The 20,657-nt window shown below is 64.6% G+C and carries 18 protein-coding genes and 1 pseudogene; all 19 read right to left on the bottom strand.

The window, feature by feature from the left end:
• A pseudogene (locus tag QZY06_RS04690) lies at positions 1-246 on the bottom strand (chemotaxis protein CheR); the annotation flags it as partial.
• A 10-nt stretch (positions 247-256) separates the two neighbouring features.
• A complete protein-coding gene (locus QZY06_RS04695) occupies positions 257-4,303 on the bottom strand; it encodes a PAS domain S-box protein (RefSeq protein WP_295680855.1) in 4,047 nt (1,348 codons plus the stop codon).
• Positions 4,304-4,412: 109 nt separating this feature from the next.
• Entirely contained in the window at positions 4,413-4,940 is a 528-nt protein-coding gene (locus QZY06_RS04700) for a chemotaxis protein CheW (RefSeq protein WP_295680857.1), read from the bottom strand.
• A 55-nt stretch (positions 4,941-4,995) separates the two neighbouring features.
• The gene (locus QZY06_RS04705) at positions 4,996-7,008 is read right to left on the bottom strand and encodes a chemotaxis protein CheA (protein WP_295680859.1); all 2,013 of its coding nucleotides are present in this window, start codon (positions 7,006-7,008) and stop codon (positions 4,996-4,998) included.
• A gap of 401 nt (positions 7,009-7,409) precedes the next feature.
• Positions 7,410-7,775: a response regulator gene (locus QZY06_RS04710; RefSeq protein WP_022975062.1), complete on the bottom strand. Its 366-nt coding sequence runs from the start codon at positions 7,773-7,775 to the stop codon at positions 7,410-7,412.
• On the bottom strand, positions 7,772-8,122 hold the full coding sequence (locus QZY06_RS04715; RefSeq protein WP_295680861.1) for a lipid asymmetry maintenance protein MlaB: 351 nt from the start codon (positions 8,120-8,122) through the stop codon (positions 7,772-7,774). The genes QZY06_RS04710 and QZY06_RS04715 overlap by 4 nt, the downstream gene beginning before the upstream one ends.
• A gap of 75 nt (positions 8,123-8,197) precedes the next feature.
• Positions 8,198-8,698, bottom strand: coding sequence for a chemotaxis protein CheW (locus QZY06_RS04720; protein WP_295680863.1), 501 nt, complete (start codon positions 8,696-8,698; stop codon positions 8,198-8,200).
• Positions 8,695-9,624, bottom strand: coding sequence for a flagellar motor protein MotD (gene motD, locus QZY06_RS04725; protein WP_295680865.1), 930 nt, complete (start codon positions 9,622-9,624; stop codon positions 8,695-8,697). Before motD ends, QZY06_RS04720 begins: the two co-directional genes overlap by 4 nt.
• Positions 9,625-9,635: 11 nt before the next feature.
• On the bottom strand, positions 9,636-10,376 hold the full coding sequence (locus tag QZY06_RS04730; RefSeq protein ID WP_295680868.1) for a flagellar motor protein: 741 nt from the start codon (positions 10,374-10,376) through the stop codon (positions 9,636-9,638).
• On the bottom strand, positions 10,376-12,298 hold the full coding sequence (locus QZY06_RS04735; RefSeq protein ID WP_295680871.1) for a chemotaxis protein CheA: 1,923 nt from the start codon (positions 12,296-12,298) through the stop codon (positions 10,376-10,378). The genes QZY06_RS04730 and QZY06_RS04735 overlap by 1 nt, the downstream gene beginning before the upstream one ends.
• A 24-nt stretch (positions 12,299-12,322) precedes the next feature.
• Positions 12,323-13,102, bottom strand: coding sequence for a protein phosphatase CheZ (locus QZY06_RS04740; RefSeq protein WP_295680874.1), 780 nt, complete (start codon positions 13,100-13,102; stop codon positions 12,323-12,325).
• Positions 13,099-13,491 carry a chemotaxis response regulator CheY gene (locus QZY06_RS04745; RefSeq protein ID WP_022975055.1) on the bottom strand — a complete coding sequence of 131 codons (393 nt, stop codon included), beginning with the start codon at positions 13,489-13,491 and terminating at the stop codon, positions 13,099-13,101. The genes QZY06_RS04740 and QZY06_RS04745 overlap by 4 nt, the downstream gene beginning before the upstream one ends.
• Before the next feature lie 16 nt (positions 13,492-13,507).
• A complete protein-coding gene (locus QZY06_RS04750) occupies positions 13,508-14,296 on the bottom strand; it encodes an RNA polymerase sigma factor FliA (protein ID WP_367275563.1) in 789 nt (262 codons plus the stop codon).
• A 5-nt stretch (positions 14,297-14,301) separates the two neighbouring features.
• The gene (locus QZY06_RS04755) at positions 14,302-15,231 is read right to left on the bottom strand and encodes a MinD/ParA family protein (RefSeq protein ID WP_295680879.1); all 930 of its coding nucleotides are present in this window, start codon (positions 15,229-15,231) and stop codon (positions 14,302-14,304) included.
• The gene (flhF, locus tag QZY06_RS04760) at positions 15,224-16,669 is read right to left on the bottom strand and encodes a flagellar biosynthesis protein FlhF (RefSeq protein ID WP_295680881.1); all 1,446 of its coding nucleotides are present in this window, start codon (positions 16,667-16,669) and stop codon (positions 15,224-15,226) included. The genes QZY06_RS04755 and flhF overlap by 8 nt, the downstream gene beginning before the upstream one ends.
• A 26-nt stretch (positions 16,670-16,695) precedes the next feature.
• The gene (gene flhA / locus QZY06_RS04765) at positions 16,696-18,771 is read right to left on the bottom strand and encodes a flagellar biosynthesis protein FlhA (RefSeq protein WP_295680884.1); all 2,076 of its coding nucleotides are present in this window, start codon (positions 18,769-18,771) and stop codon (positions 16,696-16,698) included.
• Positions 18,772-19,009: 238 nt separating this feature from the next.
• Complete coding sequence (locus tag QZY06_RS04770; RefSeq protein ID WP_295680886.1) at positions 19,010-19,984, bottom strand: hypothetical protein; 975 nt, start codon at positions 19,982-19,984, stop codon at positions 19,010-19,012.
• 81 nt (positions 19,985-20,065) lie between these two features.
• Positions 20,066-20,365, bottom strand: coding sequence for a type II toxin-antitoxin system RelE/ParE family toxin (locus tag QZY06_RS04775; protein ID WP_295680888.1), 300 nt, complete (start codon positions 20,363-20,365; stop codon positions 20,066-20,068).
• Positions 20,362-20,628: a YlcI/YnfO family protein gene (locus tag QZY06_RS04780; RefSeq protein ID WP_295680890.1), complete on the bottom strand. Its 267-nt coding sequence runs from the start codon at positions 20,626-20,628 to the stop codon at positions 20,362-20,364. Before QZY06_RS04780 ends, QZY06_RS04775 begins: the two co-directional genes overlap by 4 nt.
• Between the last annotated feature and the right edge of the window lie 29 nt (positions 20,629-20,657).

The raw sequence follows: 20,657 nt of genomic DNA on the forward strand, positions 1-20,657 counted from the left end.
CTGCCATTCATCGGCATCGTTGCGCGCTTCCAGTTGATCGAGATAAGCCTTGAAGCTGTCGAGCGACAAGGCCCGCAGCCGCCGGCCCAGGCGGCTGTAGACCATGTCGCGCTTCGATTCCGAAAGCGCGATGCCGGCCTTGGCGTGGATCAACCCCCGCACGCGCTCGAAATCGCGGGCGGTGAAGTTGAAGTCACGTTCGTCTCCAACTTCGCCGTTATCGACGTGGGTGGCTGCAAGGCTCATTTCGGAAGCCTCAGAACTCGGTCCACTGTTCGCCACCGGCAGCTCGCGCCGGTGCCGGAGCAGCCGCGGTACGACGCGGTGCCGGCTTCGGTCGCGCAGCGGCGCGCAGCGGTACGGTGGTGGTCATCGGGGCCGATGCGCGCGGCATCACTTCAGCATCGCGCTCGCTGACCCGGAAGCCGGCCACCGCTTCGCTCAGGCCGTTGGCCTGCGCTTCCAGCGAGCGGGCGGCGGCCGAGGCTTCCTCGACCAGCGCGGCGTTCTGCTGGGTCACTTCGTCCATCTGGGTGATGGTCTGGTTGACCTGTTCGATACCCTGGCTCTGCTCCTGCGAAGCCGCGGAAATCTCGGCCATGATGTCGGTCACCCGCTTCACGCTGGTGACGATCTCTTCCATGGTCTTGCCGGCGTTCTCGACCAGGCGCGTGCCGTTGCCGACCTTCTCGACCGAATCGCCGATCAGGCTCTTGATCTCCTTCGCGGCACCGGCGGAACGCTGGGCCAGGCTGCGCACTTCGGCTGCCACCACCGCGAAGCCCCTGCCCTGTTCGCCGGCGCGTGCTGCTTCGACTGCCGCGTTCAGCGCCAGGATGTTGGTCTGGAAGGCGATGCCATCGATGACGCTGATGATGTCGACGATCTTCTTCGACGACGCCTGGATATCGCTCATCGTGCCGACCACTTCGCCGACCACCTTGCCGCCTCTGAGCGCGACATCCGAGGCACCTAGCGCCAGCTGATTGGCCTGGCGAGCGTTCTCGGCGTTCTGCTTCACCGTCGAGGTCAGCTCTTCCATCGAGCTGGCCGTCTCTTCGAGCGAAGCGGCCTGCTGCTCGGTGCGTGCCGAAAGATCACTGTTACCGCTGGCGATCTCGCGTGCCGCGGTATTGATCGCTTCGGTGGAATCCTTGATCCGGGTGACGACGCTGGCCATGTTCTCGACCAGCGCGTTGACGCCGCCGCACAGCTCGCGGATCTGGCCGGACTTGTCGTCCAGCGGCACGCGCTGGGTGAGATCGCCTTCCTTGGCCGCCATCGCCACCGCCTGCGTCTGCTCCACCGCGCGGTTCAGCGCCAGCTGGGCGTTGACCTGATCGGTGACGTCGGTGGCGAAGATCGCGGCCTTGCAGGGCTTGCCGGCGAGATCGAGGATCGAGTTGTAGTTGGCCTGGAACCAGACCACCTTGCCGTCCTTGCCGATGCGCTTGAACTGGCCGTTCGGGCTGTCGCCGCGATTGATCCGGGCCACCAGTTCGCGGCCTTCGGCAAGCGCCTGCGGCGTCTGCTCCAGCAGCATGTCGTGGTGACGGCCGATCAGGTCTTCGGCGGTGTAGCCGGTGGCGCGGCAGAAGTTGTCGTTGGCCAGCGTTATGGTGCCATCGAGGGTCAGCTGGATCGCACAGCGGGCGCGGTAGACAGCAGCCATCTGGCCGGCGGCATCGGTGTCCTTCACCTTTTGCGCGGTGATGTCGGTGGCGTACTTGATGACCTGGGTCGGGCGGCCGGCGGCATCGACGATCGGGTTGTAGGACGCGTTCAGCCAGAGCTCGCGGCCATCCCGGCCGTAGCGGCGGTACTGGCCGGTTTCGGCTTCGCCGCGGCCGAGCTTTTCCCAGAACTGCTTGTACTCGGAAGAGCCCCGCAGCGCCGGGTCGACGAACATGCCGTGATGCTTGCCGACGATCTCGTCGAGCGCATAACCGGTGGCGTTGAGGAAGTTCTGATTGGCGTCGATGATCTTGCCGTCGAGCGTGAACTTGATCACCGCCTGGGTCTTGGAAATGGCGTCGAGCTGGCTTTCGTAGACCGCCGCCTTCAGCTTGGCTTCGGTGATGTCGGTGGCGTACTTGACCACCTTCAGCGGCTTGCCGTCCGGCCCGATGATCGGGTTGTAGGTGGCCTGGATCCACACTTCGCGGCCGCCCTTGGCGATGCGCTTGTAGATGCCGCCATCGAACTCGCCGCGGCCGAGCTTGGTCCAGAACTGCGTGTACTCCGGGCTGTTGCGTGCAGCGGCATCGACGAACAGCGAGTGATGCTGGCCCTTGATCTCGTCCAGCCGATAGCCGAGCGCGTTACAGAAGTTTTCGTTGGCGTGCACCACCTTGCCATCGAGGGTGAATTCGATCACCGCCTGGGCCTTGGAGATCGCGTCCAGCTGGCCGGCGTAATCGGCCGCCTGCATCTTCGCGGCGGTGATGTCGGTGGCGTACTTGACCACCTTGAACGGCCGGCCGGACGGATCGAGGATCGGGTTGTAGCTGGCCTGGATCCAGACCTCACGGCCATCCTTGCCGATGCGCTTGTACTGGCCGGCGTCATACTCGCCGCGGCCGAGCTTGGCCCAGAAATTCGCGTACTCGGCACTGCTGCGGGTCAGCGGGTCGACGAACATCGCGTGATGCTTGCCGACCACCTCATCGGCGCGATAGCCGAGTGCATTGAGGAAGTTGTCGTTGGCCTGGACGATCTTGCCGTCCAGCGTGAATTCGATCACCGCCTGGGCCTTGCCGATCGCATTCAGCTGGCCGGTGTAGTCGGCGGCGCGCAATTTGGCATCGGTGATGTCGGTGGCGTACTTGACCACCTTGAACGGCCGGCCGGCCGGATCGAGGATCGGGTTGTAGCTGGCTTCCAGCCACAGTTCGCGGCCGCCCTTGCCGACGCGACGATACTGGCCCGCGTCGTATTCGCCACGGCCGAGCTTGACCCAGAACGCGGCGTACTCCGCACCGTTGCGCTCGGCGGTGTCGACGAACATCGAATGATGCTGGCCCTTGATCTCGTCCAGCCGATAACCGGTGGCTGCCAGGAAGTTGTCGTTGGCGTTGAGGATGCGGCCGTCCAGCGAGAATTCGATCACCGCCTGGGCCTTGCCGATCGCCGCGATCTGGCCGTGGAAATCCGCCGCCTGCAGCTTGGCTTCAGTGATGTCGGTGGCGTATTTGACGATCTTATACGGCCTGCCCGAAGGATCGAGGATCGGGTTGTAGCTGGCCTGAATCCAGATTTCGCGGCCGCCCTTGCCGATCCGCCGATACTGCCCGGCATCGTATTCGCCGCGGCCGAGCTTGTCCCAGAAAGTCCGATAGGCCTCGCTGTCCTTTTCCGCTGCGGTGACGAACAGGCTGTGATGCTGGCCGCGGACTTCATCGAGCGTGTAGCCGACCGCTTTCAGGAAGTTGTCGTTGGCGTGAATGATCTTGCCGCTGGTCGAGAATTCGATCACCGCCTGCGACTTGCCGATGGCCGACAGCTGGCCTTCGTAGTCCGCGGCTTTCAGCTTGGCTTCGCTGATGTCGGTGGCGTACTTGACCACCTTGAAGGCCTTGCCATCCGGGCCGTAGATCGGGTTGTAGGAAGCCTGCAGCCAGAGTTCCCGGCCGCCCTTGCCGACGCGGCGATACTGGCCGGCGTCGTACTCGCCACGGCCGAGCTTTTCCCAGAACAGGCGATAGTCGATCGAGTTCTTCTGCTCCGCCGTGACGAACATCGAATGATGCTGGCCGCGCACTTCCTCGATCGTGTAGCCGACGGTTTTCAGAAAGTTGTCGTTGGCCTGGATGACCTTGCCGCCCAGCGTGAATTCGATCACCGCCTGGGCCTTGCCGATGGCGTTCAGCTGGCCTTCGTAATCGGCTGCCCTGATCTTCGATTCGGTGATGTCAGTGGCGAACTTGACCACCTTGACCAGCTTGCCATCCGGGCCGTGCACGGGGTTGTAAGTGGCCTGGATCCAGACCTCGCGGCCGCCCTTGGCAATGCGCCGGTACTGGCCGGAATCGAAGTTGCCCTTGCCGAGCTTTTCCCAGAACAGTCGGTAGTCGATGCTGGCGCGTTCTTCCGGCGTCACGAACAACGAATGATGCTGGCCGACGATCTCGTCGAGCCGGTAGCCGGTCAGCGCCAGGAAGTTCTGGTTCGCGGTGAGCACCTGGCCGTCGAGCGAGAACTCGATGATCGCCTGCACCTTGTCGATGGCCTCGATGCGGCAGGCGTAATCGGCGATCCGCTTACGGTCGGCTGAGCGGGAGAACAGGGAATCGAGGAATTTCATGAGTCGGGTCCTGAATGAGAGACAGGGACAGGTGTCGTCGGGTTTCTGCAATTCCGGTTCCCGCGCGGGGTGCCGGAAAACGGGCTTGTCAGATGATTTGCAGGGCTTGTTACTGGAGCGCCTGCGACTGCGCTTCGGGGCCGGCCATCAGCGCCATGTCGGCGCCGGACAGCAGCTTTTCGATGTCGATCAGGATCAGCATTCGCTGATCGAAGGCACCGAGACCGGTGATGAAGCGGGCGTTCACCGCGCTGCCGAATTCCGGCGCCGGACGGATCTGTTCGGGTGTCAGTTGCATGACGTCGGAAACACCATCGACGACCATGCCGACGACTCTGCGAGCGACGTTCAGGATGATCATCACCGTGAACGAGTTGTACTCGACCTTGCCGAGCCGGAACTTGATCCGCATGTCGATCACCGGAACGATGGTGCCGCGCAGATTGATCACGCCCTTGATGAAATCCGGCGCATCGGGAATGCGGGTCACGGTGTCGTAGCCACGAATCTCCTGCACCTTGAGGATGTCGACGCCGTACTCCTCGTCGCCCAGCGTGAAGGTCAGGAACTCGTTGGGCTGACCATTGCCATCGGCCTGTGCGTTGATCGCGGCGTATTCGCCTGCTGCAGTGTTCATGGGATGACTCTCGGGATACTGTGGGTGGAGCGCCAGGTCTGGCGTCGCATTTCTTTCAGGCCGCGGCCGACTGGCTGGACAGCCGCACGATGGCGCCGACATCGATGATCAGAGACACCCGGCCATCGCCGAGAATCGTCGCGCCGGAAACGCCGCGAACCCGGCGGTAATTCGCCTCCAGGCTCTTGATCACCACTTGCTGCTGGCCGACCAGTTCATCGATCTGCATCGCCAGCTTCCGGCCTTCGGATTCGACGATGACCACGATCGCGTCCTGTGGCAGGCGGCGCTGGCCGGGCAGGCCGAACCATTCGCGCAGATCCATCAGCGGCAGATATTCGTTGCGCACGCGGACCACGGTGCCCTGCCCGGCCATGCGCTTGACCTGCTCCGGCAGCGGCTGCAGCGATTCGATCACCGAGCCCAGCGGCAGGATGTAGACGTCCTCACCGACGGCGACCGACATGCCATCGAGAATGGCCAGGGTCAGCGGCAGACGGATGATCACCCGCGTGCCGCTGCCGGCCGGCGATGACAGATCCACCGAGCCACCCAGCGCCTGGATGTTGCGCTTGACCACGTCCATGCCGACGCCGCGGCCGGAGACATCGGTGACCTGTTCGGCGGTCGAGAAACCAGGCGCGAAGATCAGTTGCCAGACCTCGGCATCGGCCATCGTCTCGCTGCAGGCAATGCCCTTCTCCTGCGCCTTGGCGAGGATGCGGGCGCGATCCAGACCCCGGCCGTCATCGGACACTTCGATGACGATATTGCCGCCCTGATGCGAGGCGCTGAGGCGAATGGTGCCGGTGGCGTCCTTGCCCTTGGCGATGCGATCAGCCGCCGTTTCCAGACCGTGATCGAGACTGTTGCGAACCAGATGATTGAGCGGATCGGTGATCTTCTCGATCACCGACTTGTCGAGTTCGGTCTGCTCACCAACGGTGACCAGACGCACCTGCTTGTTGAGCTTGGTGGCGAGATCGCGCACCACTCTCGGGAAGCGGCTGAACACCGCTTCCATCGGCAGCATCCTTGTGGCCATCACCGCTTCCTGCAGCAGCCGCGTATTGCGATCGAGCTGGGACAAGCCGTTGAGCAGCTTTTCGTACTGCACCGGATCGAGATCGGCAGCGCGCTGGGTCAGCATCGCCTGGGTGATCACCAGCTCGCCGACCAGGTTGATCAGCGTATCGATCTTTTCGGTGCCGACTCGGATCGAACCGGCATCGCCCTGGCGCGGCGTCGCGGCAGCGGTCGAATTCGCAGGCTCGGCTGACTTGACCAGCGCCAGCGCCGGCTTGCCCGGCTCGATGCTGACCACCGTTTTGGCAAGCGCCGGAGCATCGATGCTGATCGCGGCAGCCAGCGGCTCGATGAGCAGACGGCACTCGTCCTCGACCCAGGAAAACAGTTCCTCCACCTCACCGCGCGTGGCATCGCCATGCAGGCGCAGGGTCCAGGCCAGGTAACAGGATTCGGCGTCGGCATCGGCGAACGACGGCAGGCCGGCGGTATCCACTTCCACATCCATCGGCCCCAACGCATCGAGCCCGCGAATGATCCGCAACGGATCGTTGCCGCTGCGGAACAGATCGGCCTTCGGCTCGAAGCGGATCAGCCAGCCCGTTGGCGCGGCGACGATCGCGGGCTTGATGGCGGCGACCGCCACAGGCGCTGCTCCAGCAAGCGCCAGCGCGATTTCGGCTTGTGTCGACGTGACCGCTGCTGCGTCGAACGCGGTACCGTCACGCGCCGCACCGAGCAGGCCGCGCAACACGTCGACGACTCTCAGCAGCAGATCGACATCGGCCTTGGTGACCTGGCGCTTGCCGCTGCGCATCTGGTCCAGCAGCGTTTCCACGCCATGCGTGTAGTCGGCGACGCTGGCGAAGCCAAACGTAGCCGCACCGCCCTTGATCGAGTGCGCAGCCCTGAAGATGGTGTTGATCGTTTCGGCATCGGCGGCCGAGATGTTCAGCGCCAGCAGCGCCTGCTCCATGACATCGAGCCCTTCGAAACTTTCCTCGAAGAAACTCTTGTGGAAGCGTTCGAGATCAATGCTCACGCGCGGCTCTCTTGCGTACCGTCACAGAAGGACAAAGGGAGATGCGTCATGGGCCTGTCTCGTTCGCTGCCGGCTGCAGGTGGCGCAGGCGAAAGCGCCTCGGGCGCCGTCGCTAAGCGGGTTCTGCAGGCAAACAGGCAAGCCGTGTTCCAGAAGCGCGAAGACAAATCCTTGACGCGATGGAAGTTGAAATCAGGGCTTGAACAAGCTTGCAGCAGCGGCTCGGTCTATCCACGAGCACAGCGCAAAAAGCCCTCTCCCTCCGGGAGAGGGTTGGGTGAGGGACGGCTCTCATCGATTGAGATCACTACTCCATTGAGCAGCGTCCCTCATCCCCAGCCGCCAGAGGCATGCTCTGGCCCCGCGAGGGGAGAGGAGAGACCAGCAGGGGCGTCGTTACTTCAGCTCAAAACCCGCTGAATCGTCGCAATCAACTGATCCGGATTGAATGGCTTCACCAGCCAGCCCGTGGCACCCGCAGCTTTGCCTTCGGCCTTCTTTTCCGGCGTCGATTCGGTAGTCAGCATCAGCAGTGGCGTGAACTTGTAGTCGGCCAGCGTGCGCAGGTTCTTGACCAGGGTCAGGCCGTCCATGTTCGGCATGTTGACGTCGGCCAGCACCAGACGGAATTTCTCGGTCTGCGCCAGCTTCAGCGCCACCGCGCCGTCTTCGGCTTCGGCCACGTCGTAGCCAGCGGCCTTCAGGGTGAACGCCACCATCTGGCGCATCGAAGCGGAATCATCGACGGCAAGTACGCGCTGGCTCATGAGGGATCAACCTGGAGTAGTGAGGCAAGGCCGAGCACTTTCGCGGCGGCCTGCAGGGAAGTGGAAGGATCGCGCCAGACGGTGGCGTGGCCGGCGGCCTGGCGGCTGCGGCAGAACATCAGCAGCAGTTGCAGGCTGGCGGTGTGCAGGCGCTGCACCTCACCGGCCGCAAACACCACCGGTTCGACATCGTCGATACAAGCGGCCAGTTGCTCGCGCAGCGCGGCGGTCTGCTCGATGCCGAGATCGGCGTCGAGCTTGAGCACTTGCCTGACGGCCGCCTTCGGCGAGCGTCTGGCGGCTTTCGGACGATGGGTGACGGCATGTTCGGCCGCTGCTGCGTTCATGGCTGGATTCCCTGGATTGCAGACTGTTCAGGCAAGTCCTGTTCCCCGGCCGGTGTCGGCTTGTCGGCGGAGCATTCAGGCCGCATGGGCCAGCGGTGATTCGAGTCCCGTGACCAGGCGATCGGCATCGAGCAGGGTCAGCATTTCGCCCGGCCGGCTGAGCACGCCGAGCACGGCGGACGCAGCTGCCGTTTTTTGCCCGCCGGTGACCGGTGCCGGCTTGATCGCGGCATCGGCAATGCGGCGCACGTCGACGACTCGATCCACTCGCAGGCCGACAGGTTCGCGTCTGGACTCGCTGCGGCCATCGCCCTTGCAATCGACGACCACGCAGCAGACCGGCGCCTCCAGCGTGCGTGGCGCCAGACCGAGGCGGCGACGCAGATCGATCATCGTCACGATCGAGCCGCGCAGGTTGATGACACCGAGAATCATGCTCGGTGCGCCGGGTACGGATTCGATTTCGGCATCGGCCAGCACTTCCTGCACCTTGAGAATTTCCAGGCCGTAGAGCTGGCCGGCAAGTTCGAAAGTGACCCAGCGGTTGGAGGCGTCCTGGGCGGGGCGGATATTCATGGCGTTGTTTTCGGGTCTGGCGTCAGTGTGGCGGCAGCGAGGTCTTGATTGGCTGTCGGCCGCAAGCTGCTGCTGTCGATGCCATGGCCGATGGCCGGGGCGAGCTGCTGTGCAAGCGGTGTCGTCGATGGATCGCTGGCATCGCCATCATCGAAAGCGGCGGTGACCGTGGGCGGCTCGGTGCGTGGGATGACGATCAGCACGCGGCGATTGCGGTTGCGGCCGTCGGCGCTGTCGTTCGAGGCCAGCGGCCGGTACTCACCGAAGCCGGCCACGCTCATCCGCACCGGCGCGATGCCCTGCCCCATGAACAGCGCCACCACGCTTGCCGCGCGTGCCGATGACAGCTGCCAGTTGGAGGGATAGGCGACGGTCGCGATCGGCAGATCGTCGGTATGGCCTTCGACTCTGATGCTGTTCGGGAACGGTTCCAGGATCGCCGCCAGCCGCGCCAGCACCGGCCGTGCGGCAGTGGAGACATCGGCGACACCACTGGCGAACAGGATGTCGGTGCCGATCTCGATTTCCAGCGCCAGCTCGGTGCGGCGCACGCGGATGAGGTTCTTGTCGATCAGGTCGGCCATTGCCTTGTGCACCTGATCGGCCATCAGCTGCAGCTCGCCAGCCGGCTTGCCGGTGGACAGCACTTTCAGCGGCGGCGTGGCCATCTTCGGCAGCGGTTTGATAAGGGCCGGCTTGTCGCCACGCGGCGGCTGATCGCCGATCTGGATCGGCTGTGCCGCCCGCGGCTTGCCGCCGAAGGCTTCGTTGAGCGAATCGGAAAGCACGCGGTACTTGCCTTCGTTGACCGAGGACATCGAATACAGCACCACGAACAGCGCCAGCAGCAAGGTCACCAGATCGCCATAGGGGATCGCCCAGGCTTCGTGGTTGGCGTGTTCCTCGTGTCCTCGCTTGCGGGCCATGTCTGCCGCGCCTAGTGCAGGAAGCCCGACAGCTTCACCTCGATGTTCCGCGGGTTCTCGCCGTTGGAGATCGAGATCAGGCCTTCGATGATCATTTCCTGGGTGCGCACCTGATCGGCCACCGTCGCTTTCAGCTTCGAAGCCATCGGCAGGAAGAACAGGTTCGCGGAAGCAATGCCGTAGATGGTGGCGACGAACGCGGCGGAAATACCGTGGCCGAGCTTCGAGGGATCGTTGAGGTTCTGCATCACCGCCATCAGGCCCATCACCGCGCCGATGATGCCGAGGGTCGGCGCATAGATGCCCATGCCTTCCCAGACCTTGGCGCCCGCGAGATCGAAATGCTCTCGCGTCGACACCGATACTTCGAGCGTCGAGCGGATCACCTCCGGCTCGGCACCGTCGACCAGCATCTGCAGGCCCTTCCTGATGAACGGATCGGTCTCGCTATTCACCGCGCCTTCAAGCGCCAGCAGACCCTGCTTGCGGGCGCTGTTGCTCCATTCGACGATCTTGGCGATCAGCGCCGGGCCATCGGCATGCGGCGGCTTGAACACCCATTTCGCCATCTGCATGCCGCGCTTGAAAGTCGCCATCGGCGTGTGCATGGTGATCGCCGCCAGGGTGCCGACGATGACGATGACGAACGCCGCCGGCCCCCACAGCGCGGCGACGCCACTGCCCTTGAGGATCGAGCCGCCGATCAGCGCGATCATCGCCAGCACGAAACCGATGATGCTCAGGAAATCCATCAGAACACCGGCGTGCCGTGCAGCCGTGTCGACCAGGCGCGCACCAGGCCAGGGAAATCGACGATCAAGGCGACCCGGCCTTCGCCAGTCACCGTCGCACCGGCCAGACCGGCGAGCCCACGCAGGCCGAGGCCGAGCGGCTTGATCACCACTTCCTCGCGGGCCTTCACGGTGTGCACGATGAAACCGTAGCGCTCGCCATTCGCTTGCGCGACGACGACGTGGCGCGGCGAGTCACTGCCCGGGCCTTCGGCATTGCTCCACTGCTGCAGATCGATCAGCCGCAAGGTGCTGTCGCGATAGAGCACCGCCTGCCACTGATCGAGTCGGCGCAGGCGGGTTTCATCGAGCGCGAAGACATCGAAGACATCGGCCAGCGGCAGCGCCAGCAGACGCTGGCCGACGGCAACCATCAGCGCCGGCAGGATCGCCAGGGTCAGCGGCACGCGCAGCTTCACGCAGCTGCCCTGGCCGATCTTCGATTCGATGCTGACGCTTCCATTGAGCGCCACGATCTTCGACTTGACCACGTCCATGCCGACGCCGCGGCCGGACAGATCGGAGACCTGTTCCTTGGTCGAGAAGCCGGCCATGAACACCAGCTGCAGGCATTCGTCGCTGGTCAGGCGCGCGGCGAGCGCGGCATCCATCAGGCCCTTCTCGACGACCTTCTTGCGCAGCTTTTCCGGATCGATGCCGACGCCGTCATCGCGCACCGAAATCAGGATGTGATCGCCCTGGGCAACGGCTGCAAGCACTAGCTTGCCGGTCGCCGGCTTGCCGGCTGCCGCACGCGCTGCCGGCAGTTCGATGCCGTGATCGACGCTGTTGCGCACCATGTGCACCAGCGGATCGGCCAGCGCTTCGACGAGATTTTTATCGAGATCGGTGTCTTCGCCGATCAGCTCGACATCGACCTGCTTGCCGAGGCCGCGCGCGACATCGCGCGCCAGCTTGGGAAACTTCGAGAACACTTTCTTGATCGGCTGCATGCGGATCTTCATCACCGCGTCCTGCAGGCTGCGGGTGATGTGATCGAGCTCGCCAACGCTCTTGGAAAAGGCTTCCGCCGTTGCATGCTTGCCGCGCAAGGTCTTCAAACGATTGCGCACCAGCACCAGCTCGCCGACCAGATTCATCATCTGGTCGAGGCGGGTGGTGTCGACTCTCACCGTGGTTTCGGCCGTCGACGTGCTGGCTTCCACTTTCGCGGCAGGAGCGGGCTTTGCGTCGGGCGCCATCTTCACAGAATCAAAACCCTGTGCAACGACGGGAATCGCCGCCCCCGGCGCGCCGTTGCCGTGGTACAGGTCCAGCAGTTTTTCGAATTCGTCTTCGCTGATCGCGTCCGCAACCGGTGCCGTGCTGACGGCTTTCACCGGAGCGCTGCCGTGCAGTTCATCTAGCAGCGCTTCGAACTCGTCATCGGAAATCGTGTTCGGATCGGCGGCGGGCGCAGCCTTCACCGGCTTGCGTGCCTTCGGCTTGGGAGCGGCGGCTTTCGGCGCGACCACTGCGACCGGCGGCGCCGATGGAGCCTTTTGGGCATGCGCGCGCAGCGCAGCGAGCAGCGCATCGGGTGCCGGCGTCGGCTCATTGCCGGCGGCAACCTCGGCCATCATCGATACCAGCTGATCGAGCGACTGCATGGTCGCGTCCATCAGCTCCGGGGTCATTTGCCGCTGGCCGGCGCGCAGCATGCCGAACACTTCCTCGGCGATGTGGCAGAGCGCGACCATCGCCGTCAGATTCAAGAAGCCGGCGCCGCCCTTCACGGTATGGAAGGCGCGGAACACGGCGTTCAGCAGTTCGCGATCGTCCGGTGTCCGTTCCAGATCGACGAGCTGTTCGCCGAGCCGATCCAGCAACTCGCCGGCCTCGGTGAGGAAGTCGGCCCGGATGTCGTCGTCTATGCCACTCATGGTCTTGTCTTTCCGGGAGTCCGCTCAGAAGCCCAGCTGGGCAAGCAGGGCATCCGCGTCCTGCTGGCTCTGGCCGCCGCTGCTCAGTCCTGGCACTGCCGGGCCGGCCAGCTCGCCATTGGCGCTGACCGTCGGCGATGCCGGGGTCCGCTGGCCTTCGTTGGTCGCGCGCAGCAAGGTGATCAAGGCGCCTTCGATGTTGTGCACCAGGGTGATCACCCGGCGGATCACCTGGCCGCTCAGGTCCTGGTATTCCTGGGCCTGGGCGATGGTCGAGAAGTGGCCGCGCAAGCCGGCGCCGATCTCGCGCATCGTGTACTCGACCTGATCGATGTCGTTGGCCACGGTCAGCGCTCTGAACGGCTGCTGGCTGACCATCGGCAGGCGCTCGCGAATATCGTCGAGCGAAACCACGCAGCCGTTCAGGCGATCGAGCAGCACGCGGCTGTCGTCGCAGACATCGAGCGTGCGATGAGCGGCGTCCTCGCCGAGCTTGACCACGTAATCGAGCCGCAGGCAGGCATCCGGCAATTCGCTGCCGGCCAGCTGCTGCAGGCGATCGTCGAAGTTCAGATCCTTGACCGCCTGATGCAGCTCGCGGGTCAGCTTGGCGAGGTTGACGAACAGACCTTCCTCACGCAGCCGCATCAGCTGATTCAGGCGCGCTTCGAACAGCCCCTGATCGTCGGCTTCGAGTGCCGACAGCAGCTCGCGCAGCCGGCCGATGTATTCGGCACGATCGGGAATCGTCGGCGCTTCGCGCTCGACGGTTCTCGCGTGAATATTCACTACGACGGCGCTCACGCCGCCTGCTCGAACCGCTGAAAGATCTTGTCGAGCTTTTCCTTCAGGGTCAGCGCCGTGAATGGCTTGATGATGTAGCCGTTCACGCCGGCCTTGGCGGCGTCGATGATCTGGTCGCGCTGGGCTTCGGCGGTGACCATCAGCACCGGCAGGCTTTTCAGCTTGTCGTCGCCGCGGATCGCACGCAGCAGGTCGATGCCGGTCATGCCCGGCATGTTCCAGTCGGTGACCACGAAATCGAAGCCGCCGGCCTGCAGCATCGGCCAGGCGGTCTTGCCGTCATCGGCCTCGGCAGTGTTGGTGTAGCCGAGATCGGTGAGCAGGTTCTTGACGATGCGACGCATCGTCGAGAAGTCATCGACGATCAGGATCTTGAGGTTCTTGTCCATGCTTGCTTGCTCGGGTTCAGTTGACGGGTGTTGCGGCGCGACGCTTGCGGGGCTTGGCTTCGCTGCGGCTGTCGCGCCACTGGCTGAGGCGGGCGCGCAGGCGCAACAACGCCTGGCCATGCAGCTGGCAGACGCGGGATTCGGTGACGTCGATGACCTGGCCGATCTCGCGCAGGTTCAGTTCTTCGTCGTAGTACAGGGACATGACCAGCTTTTCGCGCGGCGGCAGTTCGCCGATGGCCACCGTCAGGGCGGTCATGAACGCGGCCTGTTCGACGGCGTCATACGGCGTGGCGGCGCTGTCCGCCACTTCGTAGTCGCGATCGTCGTCGTCATCGTTGGCGCCGCCGTGCATCGACAGCACCTGGCACTGCGTGGCATCGCGAACGATCTCGTGGTACTCGCTCAGGGACGCACCGATCTTTTCGGCGATCTCCGAATCGCGCGCTTCGCGGCCGGATTCCTGTTCGATGGCGCGGATCGCCGACGACACCGCACGCATGCGCCGATGCACCGAGCGCGGCGCCCAGTCACCCCGGCGCAGTTCGTCGACCATCGCGCCGCGGATGCGGATGCCGGCATAGGTTTCGAAGCTGGCGCCGCGATCGCCGCTGTAATGGCGCGCGGCTTCGATCAGGCCGATGGTGCCGGCCTGCACCAGATCATCGGTATCGACGCTGGCCGGCAGGCGCGCAGCCAGATGCCAGGCAATGCGCTTGACCAGATCGAGATGCTGGCTGACCAGCGCCGCTTCATTGACCACGGCCGCGCCGCTGCTGCGGGCATAGGCCTGCACCGGAGGCATGGCGGTCATGACGCAGCTCCCACCAGCGCGGGCGGTGGTGCCAGGCGCGGCAGCGGCGAATGGACCAGACGCTCGACGAAGAACTCCAGATTGCCGCGGGCGCCGGTCGGCATGCCCCAGCTGTCGGCCTTGCGGGCCAGCTGGCGGAAGGCTTCGGAGGCCGGGCAGTTCGGATAGGCCTCGACCACGGTGCGCTGGCGACGCACCGCGCGCTTCAGCCAGTCATCGTTGGGAATGCCACCGATGAAGCTCAGGGTGATGTCGAGGAAGCGTTCGGCGACCCTGCGCAAGCTTTCGTAAACGCTTTGCGCTTCGCCGGCATCACGGACCATGTTGGCCAGTACCTGCACGCGCTCGACGCCGTGATCGCGGTTCAGCACCTTGATCAGCGCATAGGCATCGGTCAGCGACGTAGGGTCGCCGGTGACCACGACGATCACTTCCTGGGACGCCTGGCTGAAGGTGATCACCGAATCGGCGATGCCGGCAGCGGTATCGATGATCAGCACATCGAGCGGTCGATCAAGCTCGGAGAATGCCCGCACCAGGCCGGCGTGCTCGACGGCGCTCAGTTCGGCCATGTGCCGCTTGCCGCTGGATGCCGGCACGATCATCACACCGGCCGGGCCGGTCATCAGCGTGTCTTCGAGGCGGCACTTGCCTTCCAGCACGTGGGCCAGGTTGTAGCTCGGCTGCAGGCCGAGCATCACATCGATATTGGCCAGGCCGAGATCGCCGTCGAGCAGCATCACCTGGCGGCCGGCGAGTGCCATCGACACCGCGAGGTTGACCGAGACGCTGGTCTTGCCGACGCCGCCCTTGCCGCTGGTGACCGCGATCACCCGCACCGGCTGGGCCGGCTTCAGGCGACGCAGGCCGGCAGCCTGATCAAGCACGGCCGTAGTGCCGTGGCCGGAAAGCTCGAGCTTAGACATGTGCCTGAACTCCGCCATCGAAACCAGGGGTGAAACCGTTGGCCATGCTCGATGCGAAGCGCATGGCCATCGTTTCTTCATCGATATCCATCGGGGTTGCTCGGGCGAGTTGTTGGGCGCGGATGACCAGCTGATCGGCGCGGGCCACCTGCAGGTCTTCAGGCACGCGTTGACCGTCGGTCACATAGGCAATCGGCAACTGGTGGCGAATGGCTGCGCTGAGTGCGCCGCCGATGCGCGTGGTTTCGTCGAGCTTGGAAAGGACGCAGCCGGCGATCCTGCTACCGGGGCCCATACCGCCGAAGCGGCGCACTACTTCGTCCTGGTCACCGGACTGGCTGGTGGCGGCAATGGTCAGGAAGGCTTTCAGGCGCGTGCTGGCTTCGCCGAGCATCTGCACCTGCTGTTCGAGCGCGCCATCACGCGGGCTCATGCCGACCGTGTCGATCAGCACCAGCTTGCGATCGGAGAGCTTGGCCAGCGTGTCGCGCAGGCTCTGCTGCGGCGTCACCGTGTAAACCGGCACGCCGAGCAGGCGGCCGTAGGTGTAGAGCTGTTCGGCAGCGCCGATGCGGTAGTGATCCATCGCCACCAGCGCGATGTCGCGCAGGCCATGGGCTTCTGCGTAGCGGGCAGCGAGCTTGGCGATGGTCGTGGTCTTGCCGACGCCGGTCGGACCGACCAGGGCGATCACACCGCCTTCGAGCACCACATCGTGCTGGGCGACCGGAATGCGCCGGGCCAGCAGACCCAGCGGCAGGAAGCGGGCACGTTCGGCGCTGGTGGTTTCCGGCAGTTGTTCGGCGATCTCGCGGGCCAGCGGTGCATCAAGGCCGAGATCGGTCAGCGTCTTCAGCACCGTGTAGCGCTGCGGATGATGGCGGCGCAGATCGTTCCAGGCCATGCCGGCCAGCTGTTCCTGCAGCATGCGGCGCATGCCGCCCAGCTCGCGCTGCAGTTCGACGAATTCGTGGGAGGCCAGTGCAGTGCCCGGCTGGGCGCTGACCGCGAAGGCCTGATTGCCGGACTGTGCATAGCTGAGCGAAGCCGCCTGGCTGCGCGGCATCGGGATCGGGCTATTGATCGGGGCAGGTGCATAGCTGCCGATAAGCGCAGATGGCCGTGGCGCCGGTGCCACTTCCGTATCGCCGAAATCAGCCAGCAGGATATCCAGCGGCACGCGATCGCTGCCCGGTGCTGGCGTCATCAACGGCTCTGGTTTCGGTTCCGGCAGCGGCGGCTCGATGGCATCCGCCGGCTGCGCGCCGCGACGCAGCGACTGCTGCATCAGCGCTTCGTCGTAATCGACGGCGGCCACCACTTCGATGCCGCCCTGCACGCGACGATTCGACAGGATCACCGAATCCGGCCCCTGTTCTTCGCGAACCATGCGGATGGCCTCACGCATGTTCTTCGCCACGAACCGCTTGATCTTCATCGGTCAAAGACTCCGTTCTTGACGCCTTAGCTGATCGCGCCAATCAGGCGGATCTGCTTGGTTTCCGGTACTTCGTTGTAGGCCAGCACATGCAGATCCGGCAGCGACTGACGCGTGAATTTCGCGAGCCAGGGCCGCAGGCCTGCCGGCACCAGAAGCACCGCGGGCTGGCCGTTCTGCGCCTGGCGGCGCACCTGGTCCGACAGCGACTGGTGCATCCGTTCGGCGAGTCCTGGTTCCAGCACTGCGCTACCTCCTTGCAGGCTTTCCTGCAGGACGCGTTCCAGCGCCGGCGCCAAGGTCAGAACCGGCAGCTCCGGCTCCAGACCATTGATTTCCTGAACAATCTGGCGAGACAGCGCAACCCGTACCGCGGCCGCGAGGACGACGGGTTCCTGACTGCGCGGCGCCGCTTCCGCCAGCGCTTCGGCGATGCCGCGCAGGTTCCGCAGCGGCACGCGCTCGGCGAGCAAGGTCTGCAGCACACGAACGAAAGCCGACAGCGACAACACCTTCGGCACCAGGTCCTCGACCAGCTTCGGCGCGCTCTTGCCGAGCGCGTTGAGCAGCTGCTGGGCTTCATCGAAGCCGAGCAATTCGTGGCTGTGGTCCTTGACGATCTGCGACAGATGCGTGGCGACGACAGTGGCCGGATCGACCACCGTGTAGCCCAACGTCTGGGCGTGATCGCGGGCACCGCGTTCGATCCACACGGCATCGAGACCGAAGGTCGGGTCCTTGGTGGCGATACCTTCGACGGTGCCGAATACACGGCCCGGATTCAGCGCCATGTCGCGATCCGGGTAGACCTGGCCGCTGGCCACCGGCACGCCATGCAAGGTGATGCGGTAGGCGCTGGGCGCGAGTTCGAGGTTGTCGCGGATGTGCACCGGCTGGACCAGGAAACCGAGTTCCTGAGTCAGCTTCTTGCGCACGCCCTTGATCCGCGCCATCAGCTCGCCGCCCTGCTTGGCATCGACCAGCGGCACCAGCCGGTAGCCGACTTCGAGGCCGAGCGGATCTTCCTGCTGCACGTCGTCCCAGCCGAGTTCGGCCGGTGCGGCGGCGGCTGGCGGCGGCGCGTTCTTCACTGCCCTCGCCTTCTGCCTGGTGCGTTGCGCCGTCATGTAGGCCGCGCCGCCGCAGATCGCCGCCAGGCACAGGAACACGCCGTTCGGCATGCCCGGGATGATGCCGACCAGGCCGAGCACACCGGCGGTGACGGCGAGCACTTTCGGCTCGGCGAATACCTGGCTGATCACCTGCGTACCCATCTGCCCGGCCTTGGACATGCGGGTGACCAGGATCGCCACCGAGGTCGACATCAGCAAGGACGGAATCTGCGCGACCAGGCCATCGCCGATGGTCAGCAAGGTGTAGTTCTTCAGTGCCTCGCCGATGCCGAGACCGTGGTTCAGCGTGCCGATGAACAGGCCGCCGATGATGTTGATGAACAGGATCATGATGCCGGCGATGGCATCGCCACGAATGAACTTTGAGGCACCGTCCATGGAGCCATAGAAGTCCGCTTCCTCGCGTACTTCCTCACGCCGCGCCTTGGCTTCGTCGCGTGTCAACAAACCGGCATTCATGTCGGCATCGATCGCCATCTGCTTGCCCGGCAAGGCATCGAGCACGAAGCGCGCGGAGACTTCCGAGACTCGCTCCGCACCCTTGGTGACGACCATGAAATTGATCAGGGTCAGGATCACGAAGACGATGAAGCCGATCGCGTAATTGCCGCCGATCACGAAGTTGCCGAAAGCTTCGATGACGTGCCCGGCCGCCGCCCCGCCCTGATGGCCGTGCAGCAGCACCACGCGTGTGGAAGCGACGTTCAGCGCCAGCCGCAGCAAGGTGACCAGCAGCAACACGGTCGGGAAAGCGCTGAATTCCAGCGGCCGCATCACGTAGACGACGGCCAGCAGGATGATGATCGACAGTGCGATGTTGAAAGTGAACAGCAGATCGAGCACGAACGGCGCCAGCGGCACCACGATCATCGCCAGCACGATCATCAAGAGCAGCGGCGCACCCAGGCCCCGCGCGGCACTGTCAGGGCCACGCAGCGACTGCAGCAGGTTGGTGATCGCGATCGGCATCGGTCCTCCGGAAAAAGGAGGACGCATTTGCGGCACGCCCTCGAGGGGGCGGGTGCAAGTTCCGTTCTAGCGCGCTTTCAAGCTAAACCACACATAAGTCTCGTCATCCCCGCGCAGGCGGGGATCCAGTTTTGGCCCGAGCACGCCGCATCAGAACTGGATTCCCGCCTGCGCGGGAATGACGAGAGCAAAATTTCTTGGTCGCTGCCCAACGATTCAAGCGTCAAATCTGCGGCGCTTACTTCGGCATGGCGATGAAACCATGCGTGCGGTTGTCGGCACCGGCGTATTCGCCGCTCAGCACGCCGCTGACGTTGCGGCTGGCCACCGAGGTCGAGGTGAAGCCGTCCGGATGCAGGATGCGGCTGTAACGCCCGCCGCAATAGACGAAGCCGCGGCCCAGGGTCAGGCTGGCGAGCGTGGCGTAGACGCCGGTCACGCAGCCGTCGTTGGACAGGCCGAGCACCTGGGTGAACACCGCCTGCGGCGCGTCGACGATCTCGAAGCGACCGCCACGCAGCACGAAGCCGTGGCGGCCGAAGCCGATCCGCAACGCCGGCTTCAGCTGCTGGTAGTAGCCGGCCATGGTGCCGTCTTCGCTGATGCGCACGACGTTGGTGCCGCCGAGATCGAAGCCCGGTCCGTTGCCGGCGTCGGGCGCATCGATGGTCTCGACGATGCCGCTGCGCAAGCGGAAACCGTGGCCGACGCTGCGCTTGTCGGCGTACTGGCCGACCACGTCACCGAGCGTGTTGAGCCCATAGACCGACGAGCCCAGCCCCGCGCCCAGCTCGAACTTGGCCGTGGTCTTCGCTGCCGCCTGCGGGATGTCGATGCTGGTGTAACGGCCGTTGCGCAGCACGAAGCCGTGCTGGGCGCCGCCGGTATCGAACCAGGTGCCGGCCATCGCGCCGTCGTTGGCGATGCTAATCAGAAAGGTCTGCACCGCGCCGGGGTAATCGACCTTCACCAGGCTGGCAACGCCAATCCGGCCCTGGAAAGCGTGGTAGTTGCCGGCGGCATCGTCATAGACGCCGACGAAACGGCCGAAATCGTTGAGGCCGTTGACCGCGGTGATCGAAGCTGCGCCAGGCATGTCGACGGTCGTGTAGACGTAGTTGTTCGAGACGTCGGTGATCGATGCGGCGGCTAGCGGCAGCGTCCCGAGGCTCAGCAGCGCAGCCAGCAGCGTTCGTGGCGTGATCGGTCCCATGTTGTCCTCCCCAGGGTCAAGGCCGATGCCGAAACTGTGTTCGGCGGAGCGCCGAACTTATCACCGCGCGGCAGCACCGCCCTAGTGGTAATCGTCTTCCCGCTGATGACGCACGGCCAGCACGGTGACGGTCTCGGGATCGTCGATCTCGAACAGCGGGACATAACCAGCAACGCCGAACGGAATCAGCAATTCGCGAAGAAACGAGTTGCCGGCTTCGGGCTTGCGGCAGGCGAAAGGAAAGTCTTCCAGCATTGCGCAAGCCTTGGCGATGGCATCTCGGGCGCGTTCGGCGGCGGCGAGATCCTGATCAGCCAGAAACGAAAACAGCCGTTCCAGATCCTGCAGCGCGTGACGGGTGAAGCGGACGCGATGACTCACCGCTTGCGGCGCGACTGCTCGAGGATGGCATCGAGCGAGGCCAGCACGTCGTCCTTGCTCGCGTAGTCACCCGTGCTGCGCGCTTCATCGCGCGCGGTAAGGCCCCGGGCGATGAAGGCTTGCTGGGTACGGCGGCGTTCGACCTGCTGAAGCAGCGCGTCTTCAACCAGGCTGGACAGCGATTCACCGTCGCGCAGCACGCTTTCCGCCGCGGCCCGCAGTTCTGGCGTGACTCGTAGCGAAGGAATGGTGGCGGTTTTCATCGGCAAAGCCTCATGCACTGCATATGCGA

Source organism: uncultured Nevskia sp., from assembly GCF_903885465.1.
Classification (GTDB): Bacteria; Pseudomonadota; Gammaproteobacteria; order Nevskiales; family Nevskiaceae; genus Nevskia.